This window comes from Streptomyces sp. NBC_01013, from assembly GCF_045162765.1.
In the GTDB taxonomy this organism is placed as follows: domain Bacteria; phylum Actinomycetota; class Actinomycetes; order Streptomycetales; family Streptomycetaceae; genus Streptomyces.
Map to the genome: position 1 here is coordinate 7,287,452 of NZ_CP108687.1, position 25,331 is coordinate 7,312,782.

Annotated in this window: 19 protein-coding genes; 8 read left to right on the plus strand and 11 right to left on the minus strand. The window is 67.9% G+C overall.

What is annotated here, in order from left to right; translation table 11 throughout:
- Positions 1-5 precede the first annotated feature (5 nt).
- Entirely contained in the window at positions 6-449 is a 444-nt protein-coding gene (locus OG538_RS31880) for a MarR family winged helix-turn-helix transcriptional regulator (RefSeq protein ID WP_406098906.1), read from the minus strand.
- 236 nt (positions 450-685) lie between these two features.
- Between OG538_RS31880 and OG538_RS31885 the strand changes: the two genes are divergently transcribed.
- From OG538_RS31885 to mltG, 3 genes are all read left to right on the plus strand, one after another.
- Entirely contained in the window at positions 686-2,494 is a 1,809-nt protein-coding gene (locus tag OG538_RS31885) for an ABC transporter ATP-binding protein (protein WP_406098908.1), read from the plus strand.
- A gap of 69 nt (positions 2,495-2,563) precedes the next feature.
- The gene (locus OG538_RS31890; protein WP_406098910.1) at positions 2,564-3,172 is read left to right on the plus strand and encodes a hypothetical protein; all 609 of its coding nucleotides are present in this window, start codon (positions 2,564-2,566) and stop codon (positions 3,170-3,172) included.
- A gap of 370 nt (positions 3,173-3,542) precedes the next feature.
- On the plus strand, positions 3,543-4,391 hold the full coding sequence (gene mltG, locus OG538_RS31895; protein ID WP_406098912.1) for an endolytic transglycosylase MltG: 849 nt from the start codon (positions 3,543-3,545) through the stop codon (positions 4,389-4,391).
- Between the two features lie 22 nt (positions 4,392-4,413).
- On the opposite strand, the gene OG538_RS31900 is transcribed toward mltG, so the two are convergent.
- On the minus strand, positions 4,414-5,508 hold the full coding sequence (locus tag OG538_RS31900; protein WP_406100386.1) for an FAD-dependent oxidoreductase: 1,095 nt from the start codon (positions 5,506-5,508) through the stop codon (positions 4,414-4,416).
- A 169-nt stretch (positions 5,509-5,677) separates the two neighbouring features.
- On the opposite strand from OG538_RS31900, the gene OG538_RS31905 reads away from it, so the two are divergent.
- Positions 5,678-6,103, plus strand: a complete 426-nt coding sequence (locus OG538_RS31905; protein ID WP_406098914.1) for a secondary thiamine-phosphate synthase enzyme YjbQ — start codon at positions 5,678-5,680, stop codon at positions 6,101-6,103.
- A gap of 1,170 nt (positions 6,104-7,273) precedes the next feature.
- Here OG538_RS31905 and OG538_RS31910 read toward each other — a convergent pair.
- Positions 7,274-9,601: a chitobiase/beta-hexosaminidase C-terminal domain-containing protein gene (locus OG538_RS31910; RefSeq protein WP_406098915.1), complete on the minus strand. Its 2,328-nt coding sequence runs from the start codon at positions 9,599-9,601 to the stop codon at positions 7,274-7,276.
- A gap of 401 nt (positions 9,602-10,002) precedes the next feature.
- Here OG538_RS31910 and OG538_RS31915 point away from each other — a divergent pair, with 401 nt between their 5' ends.
- Positions 10,003-11,046 (plus strand): glycoside hydrolase family 3 C-terminal domain-containing protein, encoded by a 1,044-nt coding sequence (locus tag OG538_RS31915; RefSeq protein WP_406098916.1) that lies wholly within the window; start codon positions 10,003-10,005, stop codon positions 11,044-11,046.
- Positions 11,047-11,376: 330 nt separating this feature from the next.
- Here OG538_RS31915 and OG538_RS31920 read toward each other — a convergent pair whose 3' ends face one another.
- From OG538_RS31920 to OG538_RS31930, 3 genes are all read right to left on the minus strand, one after another.
- Positions 11,377-12,081: a GNAT family N-acetyltransferase gene (locus OG538_RS31920; RefSeq protein ID WP_406100388.1), complete on the minus strand. Its 705-nt coding sequence runs from the start codon at positions 12,079-12,081 to the stop codon at positions 11,377-11,379.
- 171 nt (positions 12,082-12,252) lie between these two features.
- Positions 12,253-13,617: a DUF3500 domain-containing protein gene (locus OG538_RS31925; RefSeq protein ID WP_406098917.1), complete on the minus strand. Its 1,365-nt coding sequence runs from the start codon at positions 13,615-13,617 to the stop codon at positions 12,253-12,255.
- A gap of 261 nt (positions 13,618-13,878) precedes the next feature.
- Positions 13,879-14,007, minus strand: coding sequence for a hypothetical protein (locus OG538_RS31930; protein WP_406098918.1), 129 nt, complete (start codon positions 14,005-14,007; stop codon positions 13,879-13,881).
- Positions 14,008-14,883: 876 nt separating this feature from the next.
- Between OG538_RS31930 and OG538_RS31935 the strand changes: the two genes are divergently transcribed.
- Entirely contained in the window at positions 14,884-16,020 is a 1,137-nt protein-coding gene (locus OG538_RS31935; protein ID WP_406098919.1) for an FUSC family protein, read from the plus strand.
- 110 nt (positions 16,021-16,130) lie between these two features.
- Here OG538_RS31935 and OG538_RS31940 read toward each other — a convergent pair whose 3' ends face one another.
- Positions 16,131-16,442 (minus strand): hypothetical protein, encoded by a 312-nt coding sequence (locus OG538_RS31940; RefSeq protein WP_406098920.1) that lies wholly within the window; start codon positions 16,440-16,442, stop codon positions 16,131-16,133.
- A gap of 686 nt (positions 16,443-17,128) precedes the next feature.
- Here OG538_RS31940 and OG538_RS31945 point away from each other — a divergent pair.
- Complete coding sequence (locus OG538_RS31945; RefSeq protein WP_406100389.1) at positions 17,129-18,700, plus strand: ABC transporter substrate-binding protein; 1,572 nt, start codon at positions 17,129-17,131, stop codon at positions 18,698-18,700.
- Positions 18,701-19,240: 540 nt separating this feature from the next.
- On the opposite strand, the gene OG538_RS31950 is transcribed toward OG538_RS31945, so the two are convergent.
- Positions 19,241-21,142 carry a Xaa-Pro dipeptidyl-peptidase gene (locus OG538_RS31950; RefSeq protein ID WP_406098922.1) on the minus strand — a complete coding sequence of 634 codons (1,902 nt, stop codon included), beginning with the start codon at positions 21,140-21,142 and terminating at the stop codon, positions 19,241-19,243.
- Between the two features lie 429 nt (positions 21,143-21,571).
- Here OG538_RS31950 and OG538_RS31955 point away from each other — a divergent pair, with 429 nt between their 5' ends.
- Positions 21,572-21,934: a VOC family protein gene (locus OG538_RS31955; protein WP_406098924.1), complete on the plus strand. Its 363-nt coding sequence runs from the start codon at positions 21,572-21,574 to the stop codon at positions 21,932-21,934.
- 145 nt (positions 21,935-22,079) lie between these two features.
- Here the strand turns inward: OG538_RS31955 and OG538_RS31960 are convergent, their stop codons facing one another.
- From OG538_RS31960 to OG538_RS31970, 3 genes are all read right to left on the minus strand, one after another.
- On the minus strand, positions 22,080-23,879 hold the full coding sequence (locus OG538_RS31960) for a PA domain-containing protein (RefSeq protein WP_406098926.1): 1,800 nt from the start codon (positions 23,877-23,879) through the stop codon (positions 22,080-22,082).
- Positions 23,880-23,925: 46 nt separating this feature from the next.
- Entirely contained in the window at positions 23,926-24,333 is a 408-nt protein-coding gene (locus OG538_RS31965; RefSeq protein WP_406098929.1) for a nuclear transport factor 2 family protein, read from the minus strand.
- A gap of 158 nt (positions 24,334-24,491) precedes the next feature.
- Positions 24,492-25,217 (minus strand): LuxR C-terminal-related transcriptional regulator, encoded by a 726-nt coding sequence (locus OG538_RS31970; protein ID WP_406098931.1) that lies wholly within the window; start codon positions 25,215-25,217, stop codon positions 24,492-24,494.
- Between the last annotated feature and the right edge of the window lie 114 nt (positions 25,218-25,331).

The window sequence follows — 25,331 nt, forward strand, 5'->3', positions numbered from 1 at the left end:
CCAGGTCAGCAGTTGCGCTCCGGCATCCCGTTGACCAGAGCGGTCAGCAGCCCGCCGAGCACCTCGCGCTGATCAGCGGTCAGTGGAGCCAGGATCTCCTCTGCGGCCGCGCGGCGCGCGTTGCGCAGTGAACGCAGGGTGGCGATGCCCTCGTCCGTGATCTCGATCCGGACCACGCGACGACTGTCCGGATCGGGGGCCCGGCGCACCCGGCCACTGGCTTCCAGCCCGTCGACCAGTGTGGTCACGGCGCGGGGGACGACGTCGAGACGCTGCGCGAGATCCGCCATCCGGGGAGGGCCGTCGTAGTGCGCGACGGTGCGCAGGAGCCGGAACTGCGCGGGGGTGATACCGATCGGTTCCAGCTGACGGCCCTGAATGCGCTGGAGCCTGCGGGTCAGCCTCAGCAGCTGTTCGGCGAGCACGCCGTCGGGGTCGGGGGATTCCATACCGGGAACAATATCAGGACCTTGTTCATTGTGAGTATAGGTAACAATGAGCTAAGCTCTCACCCAGTCCGACCGGCAGTGGCCGTTCCGGCTGACGAAAGCCGTGATCTCCCAGCCCCTGCCCACGCGGCACGGCACGCAGACAGCTGTCAGCCGCCCTGCCCACACTGGACGCGCACGCTTCGCAGGCGCCCGCGCCCGCCCCGCCCGTAGTCGCACGTCTGACGAAGGAGCCCATGAAACCCGACGGACCCACGTGGACACCTCCGCCCCGGGACGCTGCCCAGCCGCCCGCCGAGCTGCGCCGCATCCTCCGCCTCTTCCACCCGTACCGCGGCCGCCTTGCGGTGGTCGGCCTGCTCGTCGGCGCCTCGTCGCTGGTGTCGGTCGCCTCTCCGTTCCTGCTGCGCGAGATCCTGGACACCGCCATCCCCCAGGGGCGGACCGGACTCCTCTCGCTGCTCGCCCTGGGCATGATCCTCACCGCGGTGATGAACAGCGTCTTCGGCGTGCTCCAGACACTCATCTCCACGACGGTCGGCCAGCGGGTCATGCACGACCTGCGCACCGCCGTCTACGCGCAGCTCCAGCGGATGCCCCTCGCCTTCTTCACCAGGACCCGCACGGGCGAGGTCCAGTCCCGGATCGCCAACGACATTGGCGGCATGCAGGCCACCGTCACCTCGACGGCGACCTCCCTGGTCTCCAACCTCACCGCGGTCATCGCCACGGTCGTCGCCATGCTGGCGCTCGACTGGCGGCTCACCGTCGTCTCGCTCCTCCTGCTGCCCGTGTTCGTCTGGATCAGCCGCAGGGTCGGCCGAGAGCGGAAGAAGATCACCACCCAGCGCCAGAAGCAGATGGCCGCCATGGCGGCCACCGTCACCGAATCGCTCTCCGTCAGCGGCATCCTGCTCGGCCGCACCATGGGCCGCTCGGACTCGCTCACCAAGGGCTTCGCCGAGGAGTCCGAGCGCCTGGTCGACCTCGAGGTGCGCTCCAGCATGGCCGGACGCTGGCGGATGTCGACGATCGGCATCGTGATGGCAGCCATGCCCGCTGTCATCTACTGGGCCGCGGGAATCGCCCTGCAGTCCGGTGGCCCGGACGTCTCGATCGGTACGCTCGTGGCCTTCGTCTCGCTCCAGCAGGGCCTCTTCCGGCCGGCCGTGAGCCTGCTCTCCACCGGGGTGCAGATGCAGACGTCCCTCGCCCTCTTCCAGCGGATCTTCGAATACCTCGACCTCACGGTCGACATCACCGAGCCGGAGAAACCGGTACGCCTGGAGAAGATCCGCGGTGAGATCCGCTTCGAGAACGTCGACTTCAGCTACGACGAGAAGAGCGGTCCGACCCTCAGCGGCGTCGATGTGACCGTCCCCGCCGGTGCCGGCCTCGCCGTCGTCGGTCCCACCGGTTCCGGCAAGTCCACCCTCAGCTACTTGGTGCCGAGGCTCTACGACGTCACCGGCGGCCGGGTCACCATCGACGGTGTGGACGTGCGCGAACTCGATTTCGACACCCTCGCCAGGGCGGTCGGCGTGGTCTCCCAGGAGACCTACCTCTTCCATGCCTCGGTCGCCGAGAACCTGCGCTTCGCCAAGCCGGAGGCGACCGACGGGGAGATCGAGGCGGCGGCCCGCGCCGCACAGATCCACGACCACATCGCCTCGCTGCCCGATGGCTACGACACCCTCGTCGGTGAACGGGGCTACCGATTCTCGGGAGGCGAGAAGCAGCGACTGGCCATCGCGCGCACGATCCTGCGGGACCCGCCGGTGCTGATCCTCGACGAGGCGACGAGCGCCCTGGACACCCGTACCGAGTTCGCCGTGCAGGAGGCGATCGACGCGCTTTCCGCCGGGCGCACGACGATCACCATCGCGCACCGCCTCTCCACCGTCCGCGATGCCGACCAGATCGTCGTCCTCGACGGCGGGCGCACCGCGGAGCGCGGGACCCACGAGGAACTGCTGCGAATGGGCGGGCGGTACGCGGCCCTGGTCCGCCGGGACGGCACCCGGCTCGCTCCTGTGGCGGGCTGACCGGCGCAGTCGTACATCGGCCCGCCCGGCCCCGCTTCCGGACCGGGGGATCCGGCATGATCCCAGCCCATGAGAGCTCTCCTCGGGGCAGAACTCCCCGGATACAGGCCCGTCGCCGACGACACATGGGCGAACGACCACAACGACGTGCTGTCGCTGCACTTCTTCGCCCTGCCGTCCGACCTGCCGACTGCTCTCGATGACGGTCCGGCCCTGCGCAATGCGCTCACCCACCACATCGCGCAGGCGGGCGGCGGACTGATCGAGGCGTCCGTGAAGAGGCTGGGGGAGCTGCCGGCGCTGCGTCAGATACTCAAGCTGCCGCTGCCCGACAGGCCGAGCGGTCAGGCGTTCATCGGCAGCTTCACGGTGCCGCGCGCCGGATGCAGCACCGTGGTGAAGATCCAGGCGCTGGAGCAGGGCATGACGGGCATGCGGGAAGCCGTCGTCCTCGCCAAGGCCGGGCCCCAGGACTACTTCCGGTCCCACCCCTACGCCCCGGACGTTCAGGGCGGCCTGCCGTTCCACGCCGCCGACCATGCGCGGTGGGACGCGGAATTCCCCGACCACCCCCTGACCCGTGTCAGGCGCACGCTCGACACCCTCGCCCAGGCCGTTTCGGTGGCCCCGGACTTCGCGGCGCTGCCGCCCTTCACCGGCCCCGCGGCCCACGGCTGACGACGCAGGGCACGCGACGACGCCGCCGCTCCCGTGGGACGGGGAGCGACGGCGTCGGGCGGACCAATGGTCAGATGAGCCAACCCACGAAGTGGACGACGCCGGCCAGCAGGTTGGTGATCAGGTTCATCGGGTGTTTCTCCTCGTGCGTGGTGAATCTCCGGGACAGCACAGTCGCGGTCTGCAGCCCGTCGCTTGCGCCCTGTAATCATCAACCGCCGTCCGGCAGCTGAGCAACGAATGCCGATGCGATCACGCGTTCCAGCGAACACCCGATCCCCTGTTCGTGTGTTCACATCGTGTGGTGTGCCCCGCGTGTCGGTGCGGACGGGGCACCGGCGACACGATCTGTGCGGGATAGCGTGCCCGCATGGTGAACGAGTCCCCGGCCACCCCTCCCCGTCGCAGGATCCGACCGACCCGACGAGGCCGGCTGGTGCTGATCACCGGTGCCGTCCTCGTCCTCGCGGCGGCCGCAGCCGTGCTCGTGCCGCTGCTGACCGGGGAGCCGAAGACCGAGCAGCCCCGCACTCTGGTCGTCCCGGAAGGATGGCGGGCCTCGCAGGTGTACGAGGCCTCCGACAAGGCCCTCGGTGAGCCCGCAGGCACCACGCGGATGGCGGTCGCGACGGCGGACCTGCCGCTGCCGGTCGAGGCGAAGGGCAACCCCGAGGGCTATCTCTTCCCAGCGACGTATCCGATCACGTCCGGCACGACCCCGAAGAGCCTGCTGCGCTATATGGCCGACACGGCGGTGAACCGTTTCGGCGCCGACCACATCACCACCGGCGCCGAGCGCAACAACGTCACCGTCTACCAGACGGTGACCATCGCCAGCATCGTTCAGGCCGAGGCGGACACCGAGTCCGACATGGGCAAGGTGTCCAGGGTCATCCACAACAGGCTCGACCGCGGCATGCCGCTCCAGATGGACTCCACGCTCAACTACGCGATGAACCGCAGCACGCTGGACACCACGACGGGCGACACGAAGATCGACAGCCCGTACAACAGTTACGAACGCAAGGGCCTCCCGCCGACGCCCATCGGCAACCCCGGAGAGCAGGCGATGGTGGCGGCGATCAGTCCCACCCCCGGACCCTGGCTGTACTTCGTCACAGTCGCGCCCGGCGACACCCGGTTCACCGACGACTACGCCGAACAGCAGCGCAATGTCGCCGAGTTCAACCGCAGTCGCCGCGGGACCGGCAACGGCTGAACAGTACGCCGAAGCGGGCCCGTCACACGGGCACGGTCGGGGGCCTCCCCGCGACAGGAGGATCCACACGCTCCAGCAGCCGGCCGATCGCGTGTACGGCGGCGCGTCCGGCCCGGTTGGCGCCGATGGTGCTGGCCGACGGCCCGTACCCGACGAGATGGACGCGCTCGTCACGCACGGCTCGCGTCCCCTCGACCCGTATTCCACCGCCCGGTTCACGAAGCCTGAGCGGGGCGAGATGGTCGACGGCGGCCCGGAAGCCCGTCGCCCAGAGGATGACATCGGCCTCGATGGTGCGACCGTCGTCCCAGGCCACGCCGGTCGGCGTGATCCGGTCGAACATGGGCAGCCGGTCGAGCACCCCCGACTCGCGGGCGCGGCGCACCGCATCGGTGAGCGGGAGCCCGGTGACGCTCACGACGCTCTGCGGCGGCAGGCCGCGCCGCACCCGCTCTTCCACCAGGGCCACGGCCGCCCGGCCCTGGTCGGCACCGAACGGACCCTCACGGAACACCGGCGGCCGCCGCGTCACCCAGAAGGTTTCCGCGGCCACCTCGGCGATCTCCATCAGATGCTGTGTCCCGGAGGCCCCACCGCCCACGACGACCACCCGCTGCCCGGCGAACTCCGTGGGCCCAGGGTAGTTGGCCGTGTGCAGCTGCCGCCCACGAAAGGTCTCCTGGCCCGGGTAGCGCGGCCAGAACGGCCGGTCCCAGGTCCCCGTGGCATTGATCAGGGCGCGCGTTGCGTACGTCCCCTCGGACGTCTCGACGAGCAGCCGCCCGCCCTCACCGCCGCGCACCGCACTGACCTCGACGGGCCGGTGCACCCGCAGGTCGAAGGTGCGTTCGTACGTGTCGAAGTACGCCCCGATCACCTCGGACGAGGGCCGGCTGTCATCGGCGCCGGTCAGCTCCATACCGGGTAGGGCGTGCATGCCGTGCACCTTGCCGTACGTCAGCGAGGGCCAGCGGAACTGCCAGGCGCCGCCGGGATGGGGGGCATGGTCGAGCACCACGAAATCGCGGCCGGGCTCCAGCCCGCTGCGACGCAGATGGTAGGCGGCGGACAGGCCTGCCTGCCCGCCGCCGATCACCACGACATCCACTGAGCGCACCGCGACGTTGTTCACGTTTCTACCAACCCCGCCGATGGCGTGGATCTTCCCGAGGCGCCGTCACCACTCTCCGCAGCCGCAGGTGAGTGAACCGGACAACGGACAACCGGGCCACGCCGTCCCGGCACGTGGACCGCGATCCCGCGGTGCGGGCAGGACAATGGGGCGCATGTCCTCTGCCTTCACCACCAGCGTCCTGCACCTCACCACCGGCACGACGGAGACCGTCACCGACCTGACCTCCGACTGCGAGCAGTTCCTCACCAGGGCAGCAGCGGGCCGCGACGGCCTGCTCAACATCTTCGTCCCGCACGCCACCGCGGGGATCGCCATCCTGGAGACCGGCGCGGGCAGCGACGACGACCTCCTCTCCGCCCTGCACGCGCTGCTTCCCGCGGACGACCGCTGGCAGCACCGCCACGGCAGCCCGGGCCACGGCCGCGACCACGTGCTCCCGGCTTTCGTTCCGCCGCATGCGACGTTGCCCGTGATCGCGGGGCGGCTGGAACTGGGGACGTGGCAGTCGGTGTGCCTGGTGGATACAAATCGCGACAATGCAAACCGGCAGGTCCGCCTGAGCTTCCTCGGTCAGTGAGCTGCTCTGGTGCGACTGTAGAGGGATCCTCCGGCCGTACCAACTGAGTAGCCCCAGTGGGCGCCAGGTGAGCGTGTCACATCTGATAGCAGATTCTTTGTCTGCTGGTGGTACACCCCTGCCATGGCTACTGACCTGCGGCTTCGCAGAGACGACGCGGAAGCGTCGTCCGAAGCGAGGCACGCGGCAAGGGACCCCCCTGCGGATCAGGTCGTACCTCTTTGCTCGCGAAACCCAAGAGCTTTGCGGTGTCCTTCACGCTCCCCATTCCGTCCACATCTCAGAGAGTCGCCGGCCGAGCACGGTGAGGTCTGGCCCTAGCGATCGTAGATCGCTGGTGACAAGCCGCGTCCGCGCGAGCCTCGACGCCTCATCGCGGGCCCTTCCCGACGATCGGCGAGGTCAGGCCTCGGCATGACTGCGACCGTCGACCGTACGGGTGTGTTCCGGCACGCTGTCGAAGACCACCCGGGGGCGACGTTCGTATGGGTGACACGAACTAACCGCACTTCCGACGGGTGCTGGCCACCTGTGGGTACAGGGCCGATACATGGTTGCGGCCTGCCGTGGCAAGGGAACTCCGTGTGTGCGGGCGGACAGCGTTCTCACCGGTCAGGCTGTCGTGCACGGACATCGTTCAGCCGTGTACTGAGTGTGGGCAGGACCTATGCGTAGAGGGTTTCGTGTTCACACCCCTCACCCCCGTTGGCAGCGATCTCCGCGGCGAGTTCCCGCAGCGCCAGGGGGCCCTCAGAGCGAGTTCGGAGGCGAGCTCGCGGTTCTGCTCGAGCTTGCTGGGCTCCTGCTTGTACTTGGGGCCGGCTCGGTACAGCTCGACGTCCATGCCGACGGGAGTGGCGTGGCGTTCGATGCGTTCGGTGAGGTCGTGGATGATGCGGATACCGTGGGCGTCCAGGTCCTGTCAGGCGGCAACGGCACTGGGTTCATGGTGGGGAGGAATTCGACGAGTCCGTCGGTGGCGTATGCGGCGCCCCAGATGCACAGCCAGTGGTCGACGATCTCGGGGATCTTGCAGACCTGTTGGAAGGCGTCCTCGTTCTCGACGAGGACGATGCCGTCGCAGCCCTCGGTGGCGTCGCATACTGCAAACACCGGAGCCCCTCGCAACTGCGAGGAGCCCCGGCCCGTTTTTCACGTCAGGTCATTGCCTCATGGGTAGGCGACCACATTGCTGGGAGTGGTGTTCGAGGCGGTCACCGCCCCCGCGTCGTTGATGACGTGGGTGATGGTGCCCACGCCGCCGAGTGAGACCGTCAGAGCGTTGTGGAACTTCACGCCGGGAGTGTTGGGCACTTCGAAGGCGTGGTAGCTGTTCACCGCGGGGTTGACGTTGAAGTAGCAGTAGCTGCCGAGTCCCCACGCCTCGTGGGTGGTGACGCCCGCGCCCACCTTGTAAGCGGCATAACCGTTGACCCCTGCCGCGCTCATCCACGAGCCCTGATTGGGCACGTCGTACGGCATCTCGTTCTGGAAGAAGATCGTCTTGCCGTTCTGGCCGTTCCAGACAACTTCGTGCTTCTGGTAGTGCTCGACGAAGAGACCGGTCGCCAGAACGCTGCTGCCGTTGACGATCACGCCGGTGTCCGCCGTGTTGGTCGTCCAGCCGAAGGTTCCTGCCGTGCCGTGGTCGGCCCGCCAGGCCCAGATGTGGTCGATGATCACGTTGTTGCTGTTGACGATCAGGCTGGTCGTCGCCTTGCCGGCGATCTGGCCACCGATCCGGAAGAACACGTCCTGGATGGTCGTCGGGTTGCCCGCGTGGCTTGCGGACGATCCGGACGGGCCGACGGTCAGCAGCGCCGCCGAGTTGGTGGTTCCGGCGTCGATCAGCAGGCCCTTGAGACGGACTCCGTCCACGTCGGCGACCTGGATCGCATTGACGCCGTTGTCCGGGACGAAGGTCGGGTAGCCGATGCCGAGGACGACCGTGTCGGGCCGGGTGATGTTCAGCGTCTGGTTCAGGTGGTAGACGCCCGGCGTGACGAACAGGTTGCAGCCCTGAGAAAGGGCGTTGTTGATGGTCGCGGCAGTGTCGCCGGCTTTGACCACGTAGAACTGGCTCATCGGCTGAGAGGTGCCGGGAGTGTTGCCGTTCGCCCAACTCGCCCCCGATGCGTTGGTGCGCAGCGACGGAAGGAACACTCGGTATTTTCCGGCGCCGTCGACGTACAGATACGGCACGTCACGGGAGAGCGGGGTGGTGGCCAAGGTGGTCTCGGGCGGGTTGGGGAAGGTGTTCGCGGGAGCACCGGCGGTGCCGGAGAAGACCATGTTCCACACGCCGCCGGCCCAGCTGCCCACGTTACTGTCCCGGGTGTACCACTGCTGCTGCGAGATGGACGCCGCCTGGCCGCTGACTTTGGTGTCGGCGATGTAGCCGCCGCTCGCCCAGCCGTAACTGGCCGGGTAGAGCTGCAGGTCGCCGCGGACGTCGATCCGACGGAACGGGGCCGCCTGGGCCACGGCCCAACGGTTCCCGCCCACCGGATTGATGGCCAGATTCTCGGCCGAGCGCCAGAAGTTCTGCGTCGCGTTGCCCGCGTCCGAGGCGTTGAAGGCGTCCACGGTGATGTGTCCGTTGATCGTCACATCGCCCGGATTCTGCCCGAGACCCGCCACCGAGGTGTAGTAGCCGACATTGTCGTCGACGGCGTACGTACCCGGCTTGAAGAGCTGTGCCACCCGGTTCTCGCTGAACTGCGCGGAGGCGGTGTCCTTCATCTGGGCGAACTGCGCGTCGAGCTGCGCCTGAATGGTGGCACTGGACATGCTCGGGTCGTAGATGTGCACGTTCGGGCCGAAGTTCGGCGTGTCCGACTGTGTGGGGCAGCTCGCCGATGCGCCGATCGTGTAAGTCGCACTGGCGACGGCGGAGTCGGCGAGTCCGGACTTGATGGCGATGGCCTTGATGGTGGCAGTGGCCGTGACGCTGATTGGCGCGCTGTACAGAGTGGACGCCGCGGTGGGGGTGGAGCCGTCACGCGTGTAGCGGATGCTCGCGCCCGCTGTCGCGTCGGCGAGTGTCACGCTCTGGGCCGATGCGTAGGTGCCCGCTGCGGGAGTGAAGGTGGGTGTGGCAACAGTGCCGGTTCCACCACCGCCCTGGGTGTACGTGAAGTGGGGTGTGTCGTACTGCGGCCCGCTCTTCTCGTAGGTGAACCAGTATTCCAGGACCGTTCCGTTGGCGAGGGAGCCGACGGTCTGAGTCCACGTGCCCGCATTGTTGGTCATACGGACGTTCTGTTGGTTGGCGCTGTTGACCAGGTAGTGCACATCGACGTAGACCGCGGACGTGGTCGGTGTGAACGAGATCTGAGCTTGTGCGGAGCTCAGTTGAGTGACGCTCTGGGTGTAGTCAGGCGCGGCTGCCGAGGCGGGAGCGGCGCTCTGATCGAGGCCGAGCAGTCCGACGAGCGCGAGTAGGAGCGCACTCAGCAGAGCGATGACGCGGTGCTTCGGACCTGGCAGGGGTCTCATGCGGCCGGGCGGGACGGTATTGCGCATGGGTGGGAGTCCTTTCACCTGGTTTCGTGAAGTGAACACCGGATCAACGCGGAGGACAGGGTGCAGACGGTCTCGACACTGTGCAGGAATCGCCTTGCCAACTCTGCAGACCTATGAATGAACCTCTTGAGAACGCTCTCAATCTACGGATGAGCGAGGTGCTGGGTCCGTCAAGGCAGTGTTGAGTGACAACGGTTGACCGTCAAGAAGATGCACAGGCTTCAAGTCTTGAACGCTTGCTACGCGACAAGTCGCATCTAAGTTCGGCCCAAGAGAGGTGTGCTCGCGAGTTGTCACACGTGGCCTCAGGGATCGACTTCCCAGGATTCGGGTCCTGCGCGGAAGGTGCTCTCTCAGGCTGAGGTGATTTAGCCATGTGCGCGAGGTGCCGCGGCGTACGGTACAAGCTCGTCATCAACGGCAAGACGGTCATCTCCGGCACCCGTCACAGCCGCCGGTTCTTCCTCGGGCCGTACGACTATCCGCTCCGGGGCATCATCGACCTCACGGCAGGGAAGGCGGTGAGCATCACCGTCGAGTACAGCAACAGCACCGCCGACACCGATACCAGCGGTCTCACCCTCGGCTGGCAGCCGAAGTCCCTCATACCCGACGCGGTCGCTGCAGCAAGGACCAGCGACGCCGCAGTCGTCATCGTCAACCGGGTCGCGGGCGAGGGCATGGACCACGGCTCCCTCGACCTGCCGGGTGACCAGGACAAACTCGTCGCCGATGTCGCAGCGGCCAACCCCCGCACCATCGTCGTCCTGAACACCGACGGCCCCGTCGCCATGCCATGGATCAACGATGTCGAAGCGGTCGTCCAGCTCTGGTACGCCGGACGCGCCACAGGCACCGCATTGGCAGCCGTCCTCTTCGGCGACGCAGACCCTTCAGGCCGTCTTCCGGTCACCTTCCCCGTCACAGAGTCCCAGGGACCCGGGGCCACGCAGGCCGCCTACCCGGGCAACGGCCCCACGGTCTCCCACAGCGAGGGCCACCTGGTCGGCTATCGCTACCACGACGCGAAGAACCAGAGCCCGCTGTTCCCCTTCGGACACGGCTTGTCCTGCACCACCTTCAACCTCGGCTCCCGGGAAGCGTCCTACAACACGGCGACCAAGACGCTGACTGCCGCAGTCACCCTCACCAACTCCGGATTCCGCGAAGGTACGGAAGTCGTGCAGCTCTACGCGGCCCTGCCTGTCGGTGCCCAGGCCGAGCCGCGGCGACTGATCGGCTTCCGCAAGGTCACGCTCGCCCCCGGTGCAAGCACCCGGATCTCCTTCGGCGTTTTTGCCCGCGACCTGTCCGCGTGGTCTGCCGGCGTCTGGAAACTTACCCCCGGCTCCTACACCGTCCACGCCGGCCGGTCCTCACGCAGCCTGTCTGTGCAGCGCCTTGTCACCGTCAGCTGAGGCGGATAAACCCTGCCGAGAGCGACAGACTCGCCAGAGGCAGAAACCCATTTGGATCTTGATGGCGGTACCTGCGGGCGAGCGTCACGTCGGCCTTCATTCTCTTCGTGACGGCCGACGTTGTGCTGGCGAGGGTCGGGACATTCCCCGCAGGGGGCAACCCCTGTCCGGCCTCGGCGGCGGAGCAGGGCCAGAACCCACGCCGGTCGTGGTGACCGCTGGACAGCGCGCGCAGAGTCACCGCAGTGCGAACCCGTGCCGGAGAAGGCCCGGGTGCCACGCGTCGGGTCAGGCCCGCCACGGGCCCTTCCGGACCGCAGACGCGGACCGTCACGGTGTCCGAAAACCCCGGAAGGTGACCTGCTTGCGGGTCTTGAAGCCGAGCCGTTCGTACAGGGTGATCGCTCCGGTGTTCGCGTCGGCCACATGCAGGAAGGGACGATCACCACGGGCCACAATGAGTTCGGTGAGGGCGCGGACGAGGCGGGCGGCATGGCCCTGGCCGCGCGCCTCGGGAGCGGTGCAGACGGCGCTGATCTCGGTCCAGCCCGGGGGACGCAGGCGTTCGCCGGCCATCGCCACCAGGGTGCCGTCGACCCGGACCCCCAGGTACGTACCGAGCTCATGGGTACGGGGCCAGAACGGTCCCGGCTCGGTCCGCGCGGCGAGCTCCAGCATCTCGGGCGCGCTATCCGCGCCCAGCTCGACCACATGGGTGCCGGACTCGGAGACCGGCCGGCCGGGGCGACCGTCTCCGGACCAGATCATCTGAAGGCCCGCAAGGCTGAAGACCGGCTCCCAGTTCGCCGGCGCAAGGGCCGGGCAGTTGAACATGTCGGCGAAGGCGCCCGGGCCGAGCAGCCCGGCCAGGTCGCTCCAGTCCTCCGCGTGCGGGTCGGCGGACACGGAGGAGAAGGTGGCCACGCCGGTGGGATAGGTGGCGGCCCGGCCGATCCTTCGGGCGAGGTGCGCGTGCCGGCTGCCGAGCGACTGACCCACCGGATCGTCGAGCACCGGATCGTCGTCGTTCCTCATCATGCTGATCCTTTTCGGGTGGGGTCGGTGGTCCCTACCGTTCCGGTACGCCCCGCCGGGCCGTACTGGCCCATTGAGGACCGTCCGCCACGCGTCACAAGCGCTCGTCACCTACGAAGAGTCAGTGAGGGTGCGCGACCTCAAGTATGCAGAGGCGGGTGACGCCGCGTGTCAGTGGTCGGTATCCAGGTGCAGCTTGAGGAGGTCGACGCCGTAGTCACCCCCGTTGGGCGTGCGGATGATGGTGTGGATGTGTTGCTGGGTCGGGGTTCCGCCGCCGATGCCGCCGCCCGGGCCGCCGCTGGGCACACCGGTGGGCATGCCGGACGGTCGGCCGCTGGGGGCACCGCTGCCACCCATCTGGGCGTTTTCGCCGTAGGCCAGGGGGGACTGGGCGTCGTACTCGATGAGTACGACGGGGCTGTGCACCCGGTAGTAGAAAGCGGAGGAGTCCTTGGTCGCGCCGATCCAGTAGAAGTACGTGTCGTCGAGGTGGTCCTCCACCTCCTTCATCTTCACCGCGGCGTGACCGTCGTCCATGCAACCGACATAGACGCCGGCCAGGTCGAGCAGCTTCTGCCGCTGGGGGGCGCTGAACTCCTGGGCGGCGAGGCCCTGGTAGGCCAGCTGCAGGTTGTCCTGGCCGGCCCCGGCCACCATGTCGGTGCCGCCCTTCTCGTCGGCGGAGATCACCTTCTTGCGCTGTGCCGAGGTCAGGGACCGCAGCAGGGCCAGACCGGCCTTGGTCTCCGGCCTGAAGAGGGTGATCTTCTCGCCGTTGTAGGTGGCCGAGGTCGGCTCCGAGCCCATGAAGGTCGGGGACATGACGACCTGGTCGCCGAGGACGAAGTAGTTGACGGCCACGTGGTGGCCCTCGTACTGGAAGCCCCAGGGCCTGGTCGTGGACGGGGTTCCCATGAAGGTGAAGTAGTAGTGCCCCTCGGTCAGCGTCTCCCTGCCGCCGCCGTTGTAGTCGCCGAGGAAGGCGTTGAGCTTCATGATGTTGCGGGTCCGGGTCAGCCCGTCAGCCGACAGGGCCTCGCCGAGCAGGGCGTAACCGAGGTTGCGCTGCTTGTCGGTCAGGTCGCCCATGCGGGCGCCCTCGCGCCGGTAGCCGTCGACATTGCTCCAGGCCAGCCACTCGTCGTCGTCCACGTCGAACACGGACGCCCGGCGCACCTTGGCACTGAGTCCGTCAAGGAACGCCTGCGCGGCCTTCACGACGGCGTCCGTGGAGACACCGGAGGAGTGGATCGAGAAGAGGTCGTCGGCGACCTTCCCGTCAGTGGTGAGGCCTGTGAAGTCGGCGTACTTCACCTCGGTGACCCCGGGACCCATGCCTCCGGCGCCACCGGGCCCGCGGGACGGCGTTCCGCTCGGTGCGCTGCCGGACGCGGAGCCGGTGGTGTCGGACGATCCGGCGGAACAGGCGGTCATGGTCGCCACGGCTGCGGCACCGCCGAGCAGCAGTGAGCGGTTCATGAACCAGCGTCGGGTGCGCTCGGTGGCAGGGGTACGGGCCCGGTGTGCGTTCATGGACGTAACACTCGCCGACAGTCCTTCCTACTTCGTAAGATCTTCCTGTCAAGGCGGCTCCCGCGAGGATCTCCGCGCGCTGCGCGAGCCGTCGGTGACGGCCGACCATCTCGATGTGCAGCAGCTGACTCCGGCGTCCATGGCCGCCTCGCCTCCGAAGCGACAGGGAGGCGAAGCCGGGGAACTCCAGGCCTCGATCACCGGGTCGACGGTTTCGGCCTTGCTGGTGTTGCCGAGGTTGAACGTTTGCTTCGACGGCTGCTACGTCCACCCCCGCTTGTTCGACCAGCGGTCCACGCCCGGGAAGTCGGCCTCCCAGTAGACCTCGTCCTGGATGCGGTAGATCCAGCGGTCCCGCGGCACGGTCCGGGTGATGTTCCATGCCGCCATCGGCTTTGAGCGCCGCCAAAGCGCCGTCCGGTGAGGGTGCTTGGCGTGCCTTGGTCGAAGCCGTTCTCGCAGGCGAAGCGCCAGTTGTCACCGAGCGGTTCGATGCGCCGCCCATCACGAAGGCGTGAGACACCAGTTCCTCGGGAAGCTGCGCGTCGATCGGGGGCGGCTCCTCCCCGGTGACCGGCAGGTGCACCCAGACCATGCCGAGGCGTCCCTCGACGACGTACGTGCGTACGCCCAGCTGGCCCGTGAGGCGGCAGCCGGGACCGTCGGTGATGACCGCGAACAGCTACTGAGTGACGTGGGACAGGTCCGGCCGGGAGTTCGGCGCTGTGGGCGCGGTGCCGAGTGGCGGGCGCGCCCTGGCTGGTTGCACAGTTCCCCGCGCCCCGAGAAAGCGAAGCGGAGCCCTGGCTGCGCGGGAAGGCTGCGCGCAGTGCAGGTCTTCAGAGGAGGGTACGTGAATCCATGTCCTGACTTCTTCAAGATCGGTGAGGAGCAGACCGGCGCGATCGGGAGCGATCCGGATTCCGGCGAGTTTGGGAGCTACCCGCGGCCCTTCAGGGCGGGCACCGCCGCGCCGGTCCCGCGAGCGCGTCCCCCAGGAACCACGAGCCGTCCGGGATGCCCGCCTGCCGAGTCGCGCCCCGGCACCGAAGCGGTTCGGGTGAGCGCCCCCCCGATTTCCGTGGCCGCGCACCGGCCGGCCAGGAGGATCGGGCGCGGTGACCGGAAGGACCGGGCTACGCCGTACGGCTGGACGAGACGGCGTGACCCGGGGGGATCTGCGGGTCGCGACGCGTCGACTGCGGGCGGAGTCGCAGAATGCGGCGAAGCCGCATACCCGGGCGGACGAGGCGAGCGAGGGCAGCCATGGCCAGTGCGAGCGGACGCGTAGGACAGCCGGTGGACAAGGCCACGCCCACGAGCCGGCTGTCGAGGATCTTCCGGCTAGACCCGGCCGGGCTCAACTGGCCGCGGGCCGTGCTGTTCCTGGACATCGCCTTGGTGCCGCTGGTGGTCTTCTGGGCGATCGGGCACGAGCAGTACCTGCTCAGCGCGCTGTTCGGCCTGCTCTTCGCCTGGCTGGACGACCCGGGCGGCAGCTTCGCGAACCGTGCCTGGCACATCGCGGTCTTCGCCCTGATCGGCGCCGGGCTCACCGCGCTGGGATTCGGCATGGGCGGCGACGCCTGGGGCTGGCTGGTCCTCGCCGTCTTCGCGGTCACGCTGGTGGCCGGGCTGGCGGCCGCGTTCGGCGTGCGCAGGTTCGTGACCGCCATGCTGCTGAATCTTTGGTTCGTCATCACCCTCGGGCTCGCGTCCAGTTTCCACCACCACGCCCGCATCACCAGCCACACCTGGGCCCAGGTCCTCGCCTGGGCCGGCGGAGCGGCCCTGTGGATCGCGGCGACGTTCATCGCCTGGCTCATCCGCGGACGCGGCGACCGACCCCAGCCGTTCCCGGAACTCCCCGGCGACACCGCGCGAAAGCCGCTCACCCGGCCCCTGGTCATGTTCGCGCTCCTGCGCGCCCTGGTCATCGCAGGAACCGTGGCGCTCGCGTTCGGCCTGAACCTCTCTCACGGCTACTGGATGCCGATCGCGGCCATGGTCGCGATGAAACCAAGCCTGGAACAGAGCACCCTGACCGCCGCGCAGCGCCTCGCCGGCGCGCTCGTCGGCGCCGTCACGGCCGCCCTGCTGTTGCTGATCCCGACCAGCGAGCAGGGACTGAGGCTGTTCGCGGTCGAGCGCGCACTGGAAGTGGTCGCACTCGTCCTGTTCATGCACGGGGCGGCGATCCGCTTTTGGAACTACGCGTTCTACTGCGCGGCCATCGCCGCGGGCGCGCTGATCCTGATCGACCTGCCCCAGCCCTCCGGCTATGCGGCCGAGGGCTACCGCGTGCTCTGGACCCTGTGCGGTGTCGGGGCCGGGCTGCTCGTCATGCTGCTCGCGGACCTCCTGGCCAAGCACACCGCCGAAGCACCGGCACAACCAGCCTGAACGCGCGCCGCGCATCCCCACCCCGGGCAAGCCGGTGCCGGCCCCGCGGAAAGGACAGCGGCCGCGGCAAGATGAACAGTCTCTGCTCGGTCTCGGCCAGGATGCCCCGGTCAACGAACCGCCTGAGCTTCAGGCGGACGGCGTTGATGTTGTTGGGCGCGATCTCCACGTCCATCGCCTCGCCCACCGCCCCCGCCCGCAACGACGGCGTCGGTCGTGGCGGAGACTGCCATGGTCTCCTGGTGGGCGGGATGCTCCAGCGGCTTCGCGGCGGGCGGCGCGGGCGGTGGCGGATCGGGCAGATCCACGAGTGTTGTGAGGGTGATCCGGATCTCCTCGGGGGCGGTCTTCACTGCCGGCAGTGAGGCGGCCTGCCAGGTGACGGGTTCCATCCTGCCTGCGTTCGCTTCGAAGGCGACCACTACGGGTGGGCATCCTCCGGGAGAGAGCCGGCAGTTCCTCGGAAGCGACTGCGCGGATGACGGGATCTTCGAAGTCCGCGGGGCGGGAGATGAAGGCCGTTTCGGTGAAGGATCGGTCCCAGGTCGTGGTGACCGGTGATGTCGGCCCCGCGCCGAGCCGGAATCGACCGCCGTCGCAGGCGAGGACATTCCAGTCCCACCCGGAACCTTCGGGCAACTCGATTGCGATATCCGATCGTCCGGCGTTCACCTGAGGACCCTCAATCTGTTCGTATACACCGACAGGCCATACAGAGGTACGAAGCGTCCGGCTTGAAGGGATAAAGCGCGGAGGGTATCCGACAGGCCAGGTCGCAGGGCTGAGTCCAGTGGGTGGGTGGGCTGTTGGACGAAGATTCTTTCCGCACGATGTGACAGCGCGCATCGCGGTACGCAAGTAGATTGTCAGCATCACCACGAGATTGATGGCGACCTGCCAACTGCCGTCCACCGGCTGGCATTTGGTGGTCGGTCATCATGCAAAGAATTCCTGACGAACACCGAGTCCGCGCAGTCCGTCGGTCCGCAATCGAGCCTGGTCGGGCCGACAGTGCTGGACGGTCGCGGTGTTCGCTGTCGTTTCCGACCTGACCCGGTTGTCCGGGGACACCCCCCACGCGGCCGGCCGAGAGCATGAGGAACGTTCTGTGAAGGTTTGTACGAGGCGGCCGAGCACCCTGATCGCCGGGGGACTGGCAGCGATGTTATTGACGGCTTGCAGCTCCCACGGCTCCGAGAGCAGGATGGTCGTCGGGATGTCCGACGACATCCTCGCCACGGATCCGGCCTCGGGATACGACCCGGGGTCCTGGCTGCTGTTCAACAACGTATTCCAGTCCCTGTTGAGCTTCCCGCCCGGAGCGTCCACTCCCGTGCCGGAGGCTGCTGAGGCATGCGAGTTCTCCGACGGCAGCAAAACATACACCTGCACCTTGCGTGAGGGGCTGAAGTTCAGCAACGGCAACAGCCTCACTTCGGCGGACGTCAAGTACTCCTTCGACCGGACGATCAGGATCAACGACCCGGCGGGCCCCGCGCCGCTGCTCTCCACGATCTCGTCGATCAGCACCCCGGACGCCAAGACCGTCGTCTTCCGCCTCAAGGTGCCCGACGCGACGTTCCCCAGCAAGATCGCTTCGGGGGGCGGTTCCATAGTGGACCGTCAGGTCTACCCCGAGGACAGTTTGCTCGAGGGTGGCAAGGCGGTCGGTTCGGGTCCCTACAAGCTGAACTCCATCGACAAGGGGAAAGCCGTCTTCTCGGTCTACTCGGGCTATCAAGGAACCGCCGAGGTGAAGAACTCGGGCGTGACCCTGGAGCTCTTCCGAGGTAACCAGCAGGCCCTCCAGTCGGCTCTGGAGAAGGGCGACGTCGACGTCGCCTACCGCGGCCTCAGCGCCAAGGCGATAGCCGCTCTGGACACCTCGTCCACCGCGGAGCAGGGTGGCATCGAGGTAGTCCAGGGCAACAGCGCCGAAGTCCAGCACATGGTCTTCAACGTTGACGACCCCGTCGTCGGCCAGCTCGCCGTCCGGAAGGCCATCGCCTACCTCGTCGACCGCCACTCCCTGGTCAGCGAGGTCTACCAGTCCACGGCGGCACCGCTCTACTCGGTGATCCCGGTCGGCATCACCGGCCACGGCACCTCGTTCTTCGACACCTACGGGGACAGCCCGAAGCCGAAACGGGCGAAGGCGGAGTTGCGGGGCGCCGGTATAGCGGACAAGGTGAAACTCACCCTCTGGTCCACCCCGAGCCGGTACGGGCCCGCTACCGACGACGAATTACATACCATCGCCGAGCAGTTGAACCAGAGCGGGCTCTTCGACGCCCGCATGAAGTCCGTCCCCTTCGACGCGTACGAGAAGGGCATCGCCGAAGGCAAGTACGGCATCTACGTCAAGGGCTGGGTGCCGGACTACCCCGATCCGGACAACTTCACCCAGCCGTTCTTCGGTGAGGGCAACGTCCTGTCGAACAATTACGACAACGAGGAGATCGTCGACCGGATCATTCCGCGGACCTCGTCCATGACGGATCGCGCGAAGACTCGGCAGGAGTACATGAAACTGCAGTCCATCGTGGCGCAACAGGTGCCGATTCTGCCGCTCTGGCAGGGCAAGCAATACGCGGTCGCCCACGAGAACGTCCGAGGCCTGCAGAACTGCCTCGACACCTCGACCGTCTTCCGGTTCTGGGAACTCAGCACCGCCTACTGAGGCGTGTCGCAGAAGTAGATCCAGCTCTGCGGTGCAACGTGTGGGGCGCGAAGGTGCAGCGAACGTCGAATGGCCGGACCGGAGGCGTGGCGCCGGCCCGGAAGAGCGTCGGGACGGGCCTCCACCGGTCGGATCGGACGTCACCGCACATCCAGCCGCCCCAGCCGCCAACCCGCGAAGGGTAGGGCCTTGCTTCGGTGGGACCGCAGAGCGGAAGTCCGGCCGCGCGACTGAGTGGCGCGCACGACTGCCCGGCCGTCCATTGGCCACTGAGCTTCGAGCCGGGGGCCATCGGGCGAGGGCAGGGCCCCGGCACGTTGCGGACGTCCGCGGGGGTGAGCTGGGGGTGTGCGGCGAGCGGGTGCCAGAGGGCGGAGTGTGACGTGGCCTTCGGTGCAGGGGTCTTCGGTATTGAACCCGTCCAGGTCGTCGGCGGCGGCGGGCCGCGGCCCGCCGCCGTATCGGTCGGCCGCCCTCCGGCCCCGGTCCCGGTCTCGCACTCCGGTCCCGGGGCGGGAGTGCGACAACCTCCTCAGGGGATCAAGGAGTTCTGGCGGGGACGGCCCTTGGGGCCGAGGCGGTCGCAGCGGATTTGACCTGCGGCGGCGTTGTCCCCGGCTGCGGCAGCCTGGCACTCCCCACCACAGGCAGGGTCAAGTAACTGCCGCGCAGGTCCAGTCGTACGGTGGCGCCGGTTGTGGCCGGGGTCGTGTACTCGAAGTCGCTCTGCTGCAGGGTCAGTCCCAGCACGTGTCCCGCCCCGACGGTCTGGTCGGTGGCCTGCATCGGCACGGTGATCGTGTACCACCGGCCGGGCAGCAGCGGGACCCGGAAGCGCAGGGAGACCCGGTGCGCGGCGTCCTGCCAGCCCCGGGACAGGATGCCGCTGTCGCTGGTCACCACGTCCTGGACAGTGTCGAGGTAGCACGCGTCGTCGGCACCGGTCGACGCGCCCCAGCATGATTCGGTGCCCAGTGTCCGGATGCCCTCGTTGGGGTAGATGGTGTTGACCCGCGTGGTGGTGCCGTAGTCGACGAGCCGGGCGGTGAGTTCGGTGGTCGGCCGGTTCACTTGGACGCGCAGGGTCACGGACGGCGTTCCGGAGATCCGCAGGTGGCGGGTCAGCGGCGCGGAAAGGAAGGCGACCCGGCCGGCGATCGCATCGTTCGGGTCGGCCGTGGCGGCGTCCTCGAACAGATCAGGGTTGTCCACCCAGGTCTTCTCGCCCTTGCCGGAGCGGCCGCCCAGGGTTCCGGCGGTGCCGTCGCCGCTGCCCAGGCGGACCTGCACCTGGTGCGAGCCCGGGGCGGGCCAGGCGGGCTGATCGGTCCATCTGCCGGGCGAGGTCTCCACGGTCACCGGCGGTTGCCGGTCGATGCCGTTGTGCAGGCCCTGCAGGTAGAAGTCGAACCAGCGGTGCAGCGTGTTCACCCACTCGGCGCGCCGGAAATCGAACGGGTCGAGATGGCCCGCCCGGGAGAGCCAGAGCTTGCGAGGCACCTTCAGCCCCGCCCACCACTGGGCGAAGTGGTTCGTCATCACGTTGCCGTCATTGAGCCCGTGCACCAGGAAGACCGAGGCCCGTACCTTCGACGTGAGCGGCCGGAGGTCCCGCTCCGCCCAGAAGGCGTTGTAGTTGCCGGTGGCGTCGTCGCTGCCGGTGTTGAGCTCCTGCAGTGCCCGGGCGCAGGCTTCGGCCGGGCGGCTCGTGACCATGTTGAACAGGAACTCGTTGGCGCCCGGGCCGACCACCACGCCGTTGCGGCGCGCGTAGTCGTATCCGCTGGAGGTGGCGGCGATCGGTACGACGGTCTTCAGGCCGTCGACGCCGGTGGCCGCTACCTCGTTGGCCAGCGTTCCGTCCGCCGACTTGCCGATCATGCCCACCCGGCCATTGGTCCAGCCGGTCGCGGCGACCAGCGACCCATCGGCGTACGTGGCCTTCGCGCGTCCGTTGAGCCAGTCGATGACGGCCTTCGCGCCCAGCGTGTCCTCGGGACCGTCGGTGTCCGTGCAACCGGTGGACCGGCCGGTGCCGGCCAGGTCCACGGCGACGACGGCGTATCCGCGCGGCACGAAGTAGTTGTCGTAGAAGAGGGGTTGCTTGCTGATCGTGCCGGCCGCGTCATACTCCTTGAACTCCCTCTCGTTGCCGCGGCCGACGCGGCTGTTGTAGGGAGACGCCGTCATGATCACCGGCACCCGGACGTTGCCGGCCCGGGGGCGCACCACATCAACCGCGACCTTGTCGGGCACCCCGTCGTGGTCGTTGTCCAGTGGGGTCTGCACCCAGACGCTCTCCCGGATCGCGTTCGCGTAGGAGTAGACGGGCACCGTGCTGTTTTTGTGGATATGGGGAACGGCCGTCGTGGCGCTCGCCGGCACGACTGCGGTAGCCAGGACCGCGACCAAAGCAAGGCAATACACGAGGAATTGACGCATGATCAGATTGTATGGAGCCGATTCCGGAGACGAAGCTTCGTGGCGTCGCATGTTTCGGGGACCACAACGCCCGCTGCCCGTGGGCTGATCGGCGGCGGGAGGACGACCTGTGCGGCCAGGAACTTCGGGGGCCATCCGGAGGTGGCTGTCGGTGATCAGTTCGGTGAGCTCGGTCCAGTCGGTGTGGTCCCCCGAGGACGGCGACGGCGACGTTGTGGCCCCGGTCGGCACGGAAGAACGGGAACCCGTCGGCGGTCAGGCCGAGCAGGTCGTCGGCGCATGCCGCGCCGCCCGCGGCCGGGCGGGCCCCGCGCGATTAAGGGCTGTCCCGCACCCAAAACATGGGGCACCGCGGAGGCCGCTGTCCGACGGGTGAAGAAGCCAGAATGGTGCTGCTTGTTTCGACTTCGGACGGAGAGGGTGTGGCTTGTGGATTTCAGGCGCCGGACAATCGTTTTCGAGGCGGCAGATCTTGATGCGGAAAGCGCGTTCTGGGCAGGGCTGCTGGACGGCGTGGTCGAGGCGAAGGACACGTGGCACAACGTCTGGGTCGAGGGGGAGTGGCACCTGGCCGTCCAGCTCGCACCCGGTCATGTGCCACCCGTGTGGCCGGACGGGGCGTCGCAGCAGGTTCATCTCGACTTCTACCTCGACGACCTCGAAGCCGCGCACGACAAAGTGATCAAGCTGGGCGGGCGGCTGGTGAAGTCGGCCGACGATCCCGCCGCGCGCACCGGATTTCGGGTGTACACCGATCCGGCCGGTCACCCCTTCTGCCTTGCCTGGCCGTAGGGCGTGTTGAAAGCCCCGCCTGCCCGGCGGGCGGCCGGCGCCGTTCCCGGACACGCCCCGGTGCCGCCAGCCTTCTGAGCAGCACACGACGCTGGTGGCCGGTCTCCGAAGGGAGGCCGGCCACCAGCGTTTGTGTGTGGCGTGATCAGACGTCGAAGAGGTAGACGCCGTAGTTGCGGTCGGTGACCAGGACGTAGTTCTTCTCGCCGATCCTGTGGACCACGACGCCCACGAAGTCGTTACCGGGCTCGCAGTAGGCGCCGACCTCCCGCAGGCCGTCCGGGCCGTAGCTCAGGACGCGGAGCCCGCCGGAGTAGAAGGTGGCGTAGACCAGCCGGCGATCCGGATCGATGGCCACGTGGGACGCCGAGAGGTCGCCGAAGCCTGTCGCGTACTTCGGCTCCTGCGACTCGGGGATGGCGTACGTGTCGATCTGTTCGATGGAGCCGTCACCCTCGTCCGGAACGACTGTTTTGAACAGCCGGAGGTAGCCCCACCCGTTGAACACCGATCTGAGGTCGATCGAGGGAATGTCCGGCACGGCCGGTGTCGCGGTCGAGCCGGCCGTCTCCTCGGTGACATCACTCATCCCGAGCAGCCGCAGTCCGGTGAGGCGGTTGACGAAGATCAGCGGAATCGGTCCCCTGGCCGATGTGGGGTACTGGTGGAGCGCGTCCGGCCCCTGGCGGTTGAAGACGATGCCCGCGGCGTATCCGGCCGCCGCGACGGCATCCAGCTTCTCCTGGAACGAGCACCCCGGGCTCGACCCGGCGGTCAGCAGCGAGGCGTCACGCTCCATGAGCGCGATTCCGCGGCCGGGCGGCACCGTGCCCGGGCATCCGTTGCCGACGAAGGTCGGCGTGCCGGAGATGCCGTTCACGTCATCGATCGGTGCCGTGTCCGGGCTCCAGGCCGCGGTGAACTCCAGGCCGGTGTCCGGCCCCGACGTGATGGTGCCCAGCAGGCGTACCGCTTCGTAGTTCTCGTCGGCGCCCACCAGGTACTGCGCGTCGGGCGAGAGCGCGCAGTGTTCGGCGTTGCCTTCCGGCGTGACCTCCTGTCCGTGTTTGGCGCGCTCCTCGTCCAGTTCGGCGTAGAAGGACTGGGCGATCATCGACACGTTGCCCGGCGTGGGGTCGGTCACGTCGAGCAACACGTACCCGCCGTCCCAGTATGTCGCGCTCATGACGTAGCGGTCGCCGGTCCGCTGCACACTGACGGCGTGTGCGAACACAGAGTTGAGGCCCGGGGGAGACGCCTGTGCGACACCGAACGGCGGCACCCGCAGGTCGAGGGAGGTGACCATCGACGGATTGCGCGGGTCGGTGATGTCCATGATGCAAATGTCGGTGGTGATCTTGACCGTCACCATGGCGACGTAGGTGCGGCCCGTGAAGCTGTTGGTCCACGGGAACACGTAGTACACCTCGACGGCCTGGGTCAGCGGTGAGCCGTCCACGTCCGTGTAGTCGCCGGCGTGGGCGGCCAGGAGCTGGGCGTGCTCCGGGTCGGTGATGTCCCAGATGTTGATGCCGCCCCGCTGGCCCGGTCCCGTCGGGTCCGGCGCATGGGCCTGGGCGTAGACCTCGTTCCCGTGGACGAACAGCACACCGCTGAAGTACTCGTTGTCGATCTCGATAACGCCCGGGCCCTCGCCGACGTAGTTGCCCGTCGTCGTCTCCATGAACGCGCCTTCGACCTCGAACGGCGCCTGCGGATCGCTGATGTCGATGACGTAGGCGCCGGTTCGCTCACACGTCGGTTCCCGGTAAGCCGTGAGGAACGCGTGATTCCCGTACGCGGCCAGGTCGCAGATGTGCCGTTCGAGTCCGGCCCCCGACGGGTTGGTGACCTGTGCCCTCCCCACGCACCGTACTCCGTAGGTGGCGGGCGGCAGGTGCCTTGTCTCTGGCGCCTGCTCGTCACCGTGGGCCGTGCCGGTCATGTGTACCTCCTGGACTGTGCCTGCCTTCGCGACGCGAAGGATGACGTCACTTCTGTTCGGAGAACGGGGTCATCTGAAAGCTGATGAACCGCCAGCCGCCACGGTCGTGGTGGTACAGGATCTGGGTGGCCAAGCCCGCGAGCGTGCGTTCACCGCCGTCCGGCGTACGCAGAAGGTTGGTGAGAGGGCCGGTGACGACCGCGACCTCGCTGACGAGCCGCATGTGCAACTCGCCCCGGGTGATGCCGAGGTAGGGGCGTCGGGCGGCGGTGAATTCGAGCAGTTGTGTCTTGGTATGGGTGAGGCCGTGTGCATGGGTGTACACGAGTGTGTCGTCGAAGATTTCGTCCAAGGCGTCCAGATCGGCGTCGACAAGTGCTCTCTGGCGGCGGTGCTCGATGGCATGCAGTTCGGTGGCGACCTGCTGATCGGGTGGATGAACGGTGACGTGCATGTGCCCTCCACGGTGCTCCGGCGACGGGACGGCCCCGGGCCGGGCGGGCCCTCGTCAGGCGGCAGAACAGTCTTGGGGCAGGCGACTTCGGTCAGGCGGCCGGGACGGCCGGCGACCGGACGGCTTCGGTCAGGCAGCTTCGGGTCAGGCAGTTCCGGTCAGGCGACGGACTTGGCCAGCCGGCTGAGAAGCGCGACCCGGGTGAGTTCGGCCTTGTTGCCGACGCCGAGCTTGGCGCGGATGCGTTTGACGTACGTGTCGACGGTGTGTGGGCTGATTCCCAGCCGGGTCGCGATCTGGCCATGGGTCAGTCCCCGGGAGATCTGGCCGAGTACCTGCTCCTCGCGTCCGGAGAGGTTCAGTGCGAGCGGGTCGTGGCGTTCCGCCTGGCACTTCGTGGCGTGGCCCTCGGGTAAGACCTGGACGCCGGCGGTCACGGTGCGCAGCGCCGCGATCAGGCTCTCGCCCGACTGGTGTTTGTGGATCACGCCGATGGCGCCCGCCTGCACGTACTCCTCGGCCGGCAGTGACCAGCTGTTGAGGAGGACCAGGACCGCCGTGGTGCGGGCCGCCTCGGCTATGTCGTCCAGGCCGTTCCCCGCCCCGAGTGCATCGTCGTCGATCAGGGCCGCATCGGCCAGCCAGGACATCTGTTCGGTTGGAGACTGGCGGGTTGAGACGATGGAAATCCCTTCATCGGAGAGAATCTGTATGAGGCCGACGAGATAGACCGGACTGCTGATCAGAGCATCAACGCGAAGCATAATTCCCCCGTAGATACCTGGATGGCGTTCTCCATCGTCCAACTGGCCGACGGCAGGCGAAGCCTGCATCCGACCGCTGTCGCGCACTCGTTCCGGCGGGAATTCGACAGGTTGGTCCACCGATCTCCGGAACAACTGAACGATATATCGAACTCGTGGCCGTGATCTATAGGCCGCTAGCCATTATCAGACCCTCCGGAGACGCCCGCTCGTCGCGTCAATCGGGGACATGGA

Bases quoted from the DNA above. Each gene is read 5' to 3' on its own strand.
- OG538_RS31925 (WP_406098917.1), bottom strand. From the start codon at position 13,617: ATGAACGCACACCGGGCCCGTACCCCTGCCACCGAGCGCACCCGACGC.
- OG538_RS31960 (WP_406098926.1), bottom strand. From the start codon at position 23,879: ATGACCGGCACGGCCCACGGTGACGAGCAGGCGCCAGAGACAAGGCAC.
- OG538_RS31950 (WP_406098922.1), bottom strand. From the start codon at position 21,142: ATGCGTCAATTCCTCGTGTATTGCCTTGCTTTGGTCGCGGTCCTGGCT.
- OG538_RS31880 (WP_406098906.1), bottom strand. From the start codon at position 449: ATGGAATCCCCCGACCCCGACGGCGTGCTCGCCGAACAGCTGCTGAGG.
- OG538_RS31965 (WP_406098929.1), bottom strand. From the start codon at position 24,333: ATGCACGTCACCGTTCATCCACCCGATCAGCAGGTCGCCACCGAACTG.
- OG538_RS31920 (WP_406100388.1), bottom strand. From the start codon at position 12,081: ATGAGGAACGACGACGATCCGGTGCTCGACGATCCGGTGGGTCAGTCG.
- OG538_RS31905 (WP_406098914.1), top strand. From the start codon at position 5,678: ATGTCCTCTGCCTTCACCACCAGCGTCCTGCACCTCACCACCGGCACG.
- OG538_RS31885 (WP_406098908.1), top strand. From the start codon at position 686: ATGAAACCCGACGGACCCACGTGGACACCTCCGCCCCGGGACGCTGCC.
- OG538_RS31930 (WP_406098918.1), bottom strand. From the start codon at position 14,007: ATGGCGGCATGGAACATCACCCGGACCGTGCCGCGGGACCGCTGGATC.
- OG538_RS31910 (WP_406098915.1), bottom strand. From the start codon at position 9,601: ATGAGACCCCTGCCAGGTCCGAAGCACCGCGTCATCGCTCTGCTGAGT.
- OG538_RS31890 (WP_406098910.1), top strand. From the start codon at position 2,564: ATGAGAGCTCTCCTCGGGGCAGAACTCCCCGGATACAGGCCCGTCGCC.
- mltG (WP_406098912.1), top strand. From the start codon at position 3,543: ATGGTGAACGAGTCCCCGGCCACCCCTCCCCGTCGCAGGATCCGACCG.
- OG538_RS31935 (WP_406098919.1), top strand. From the start codon at position 14,884: ATGGCCAGTGCGAGCGGACGCGTAGGACAGCCGGTGGACAAGGCCACG.
- OG538_RS31915 (WP_406098916.1), top strand. From the start codon at position 10,003: ATGTGCGCGAGGTGCCGCGGCGTACGGTACAAGCTCGTCATCAACGGC.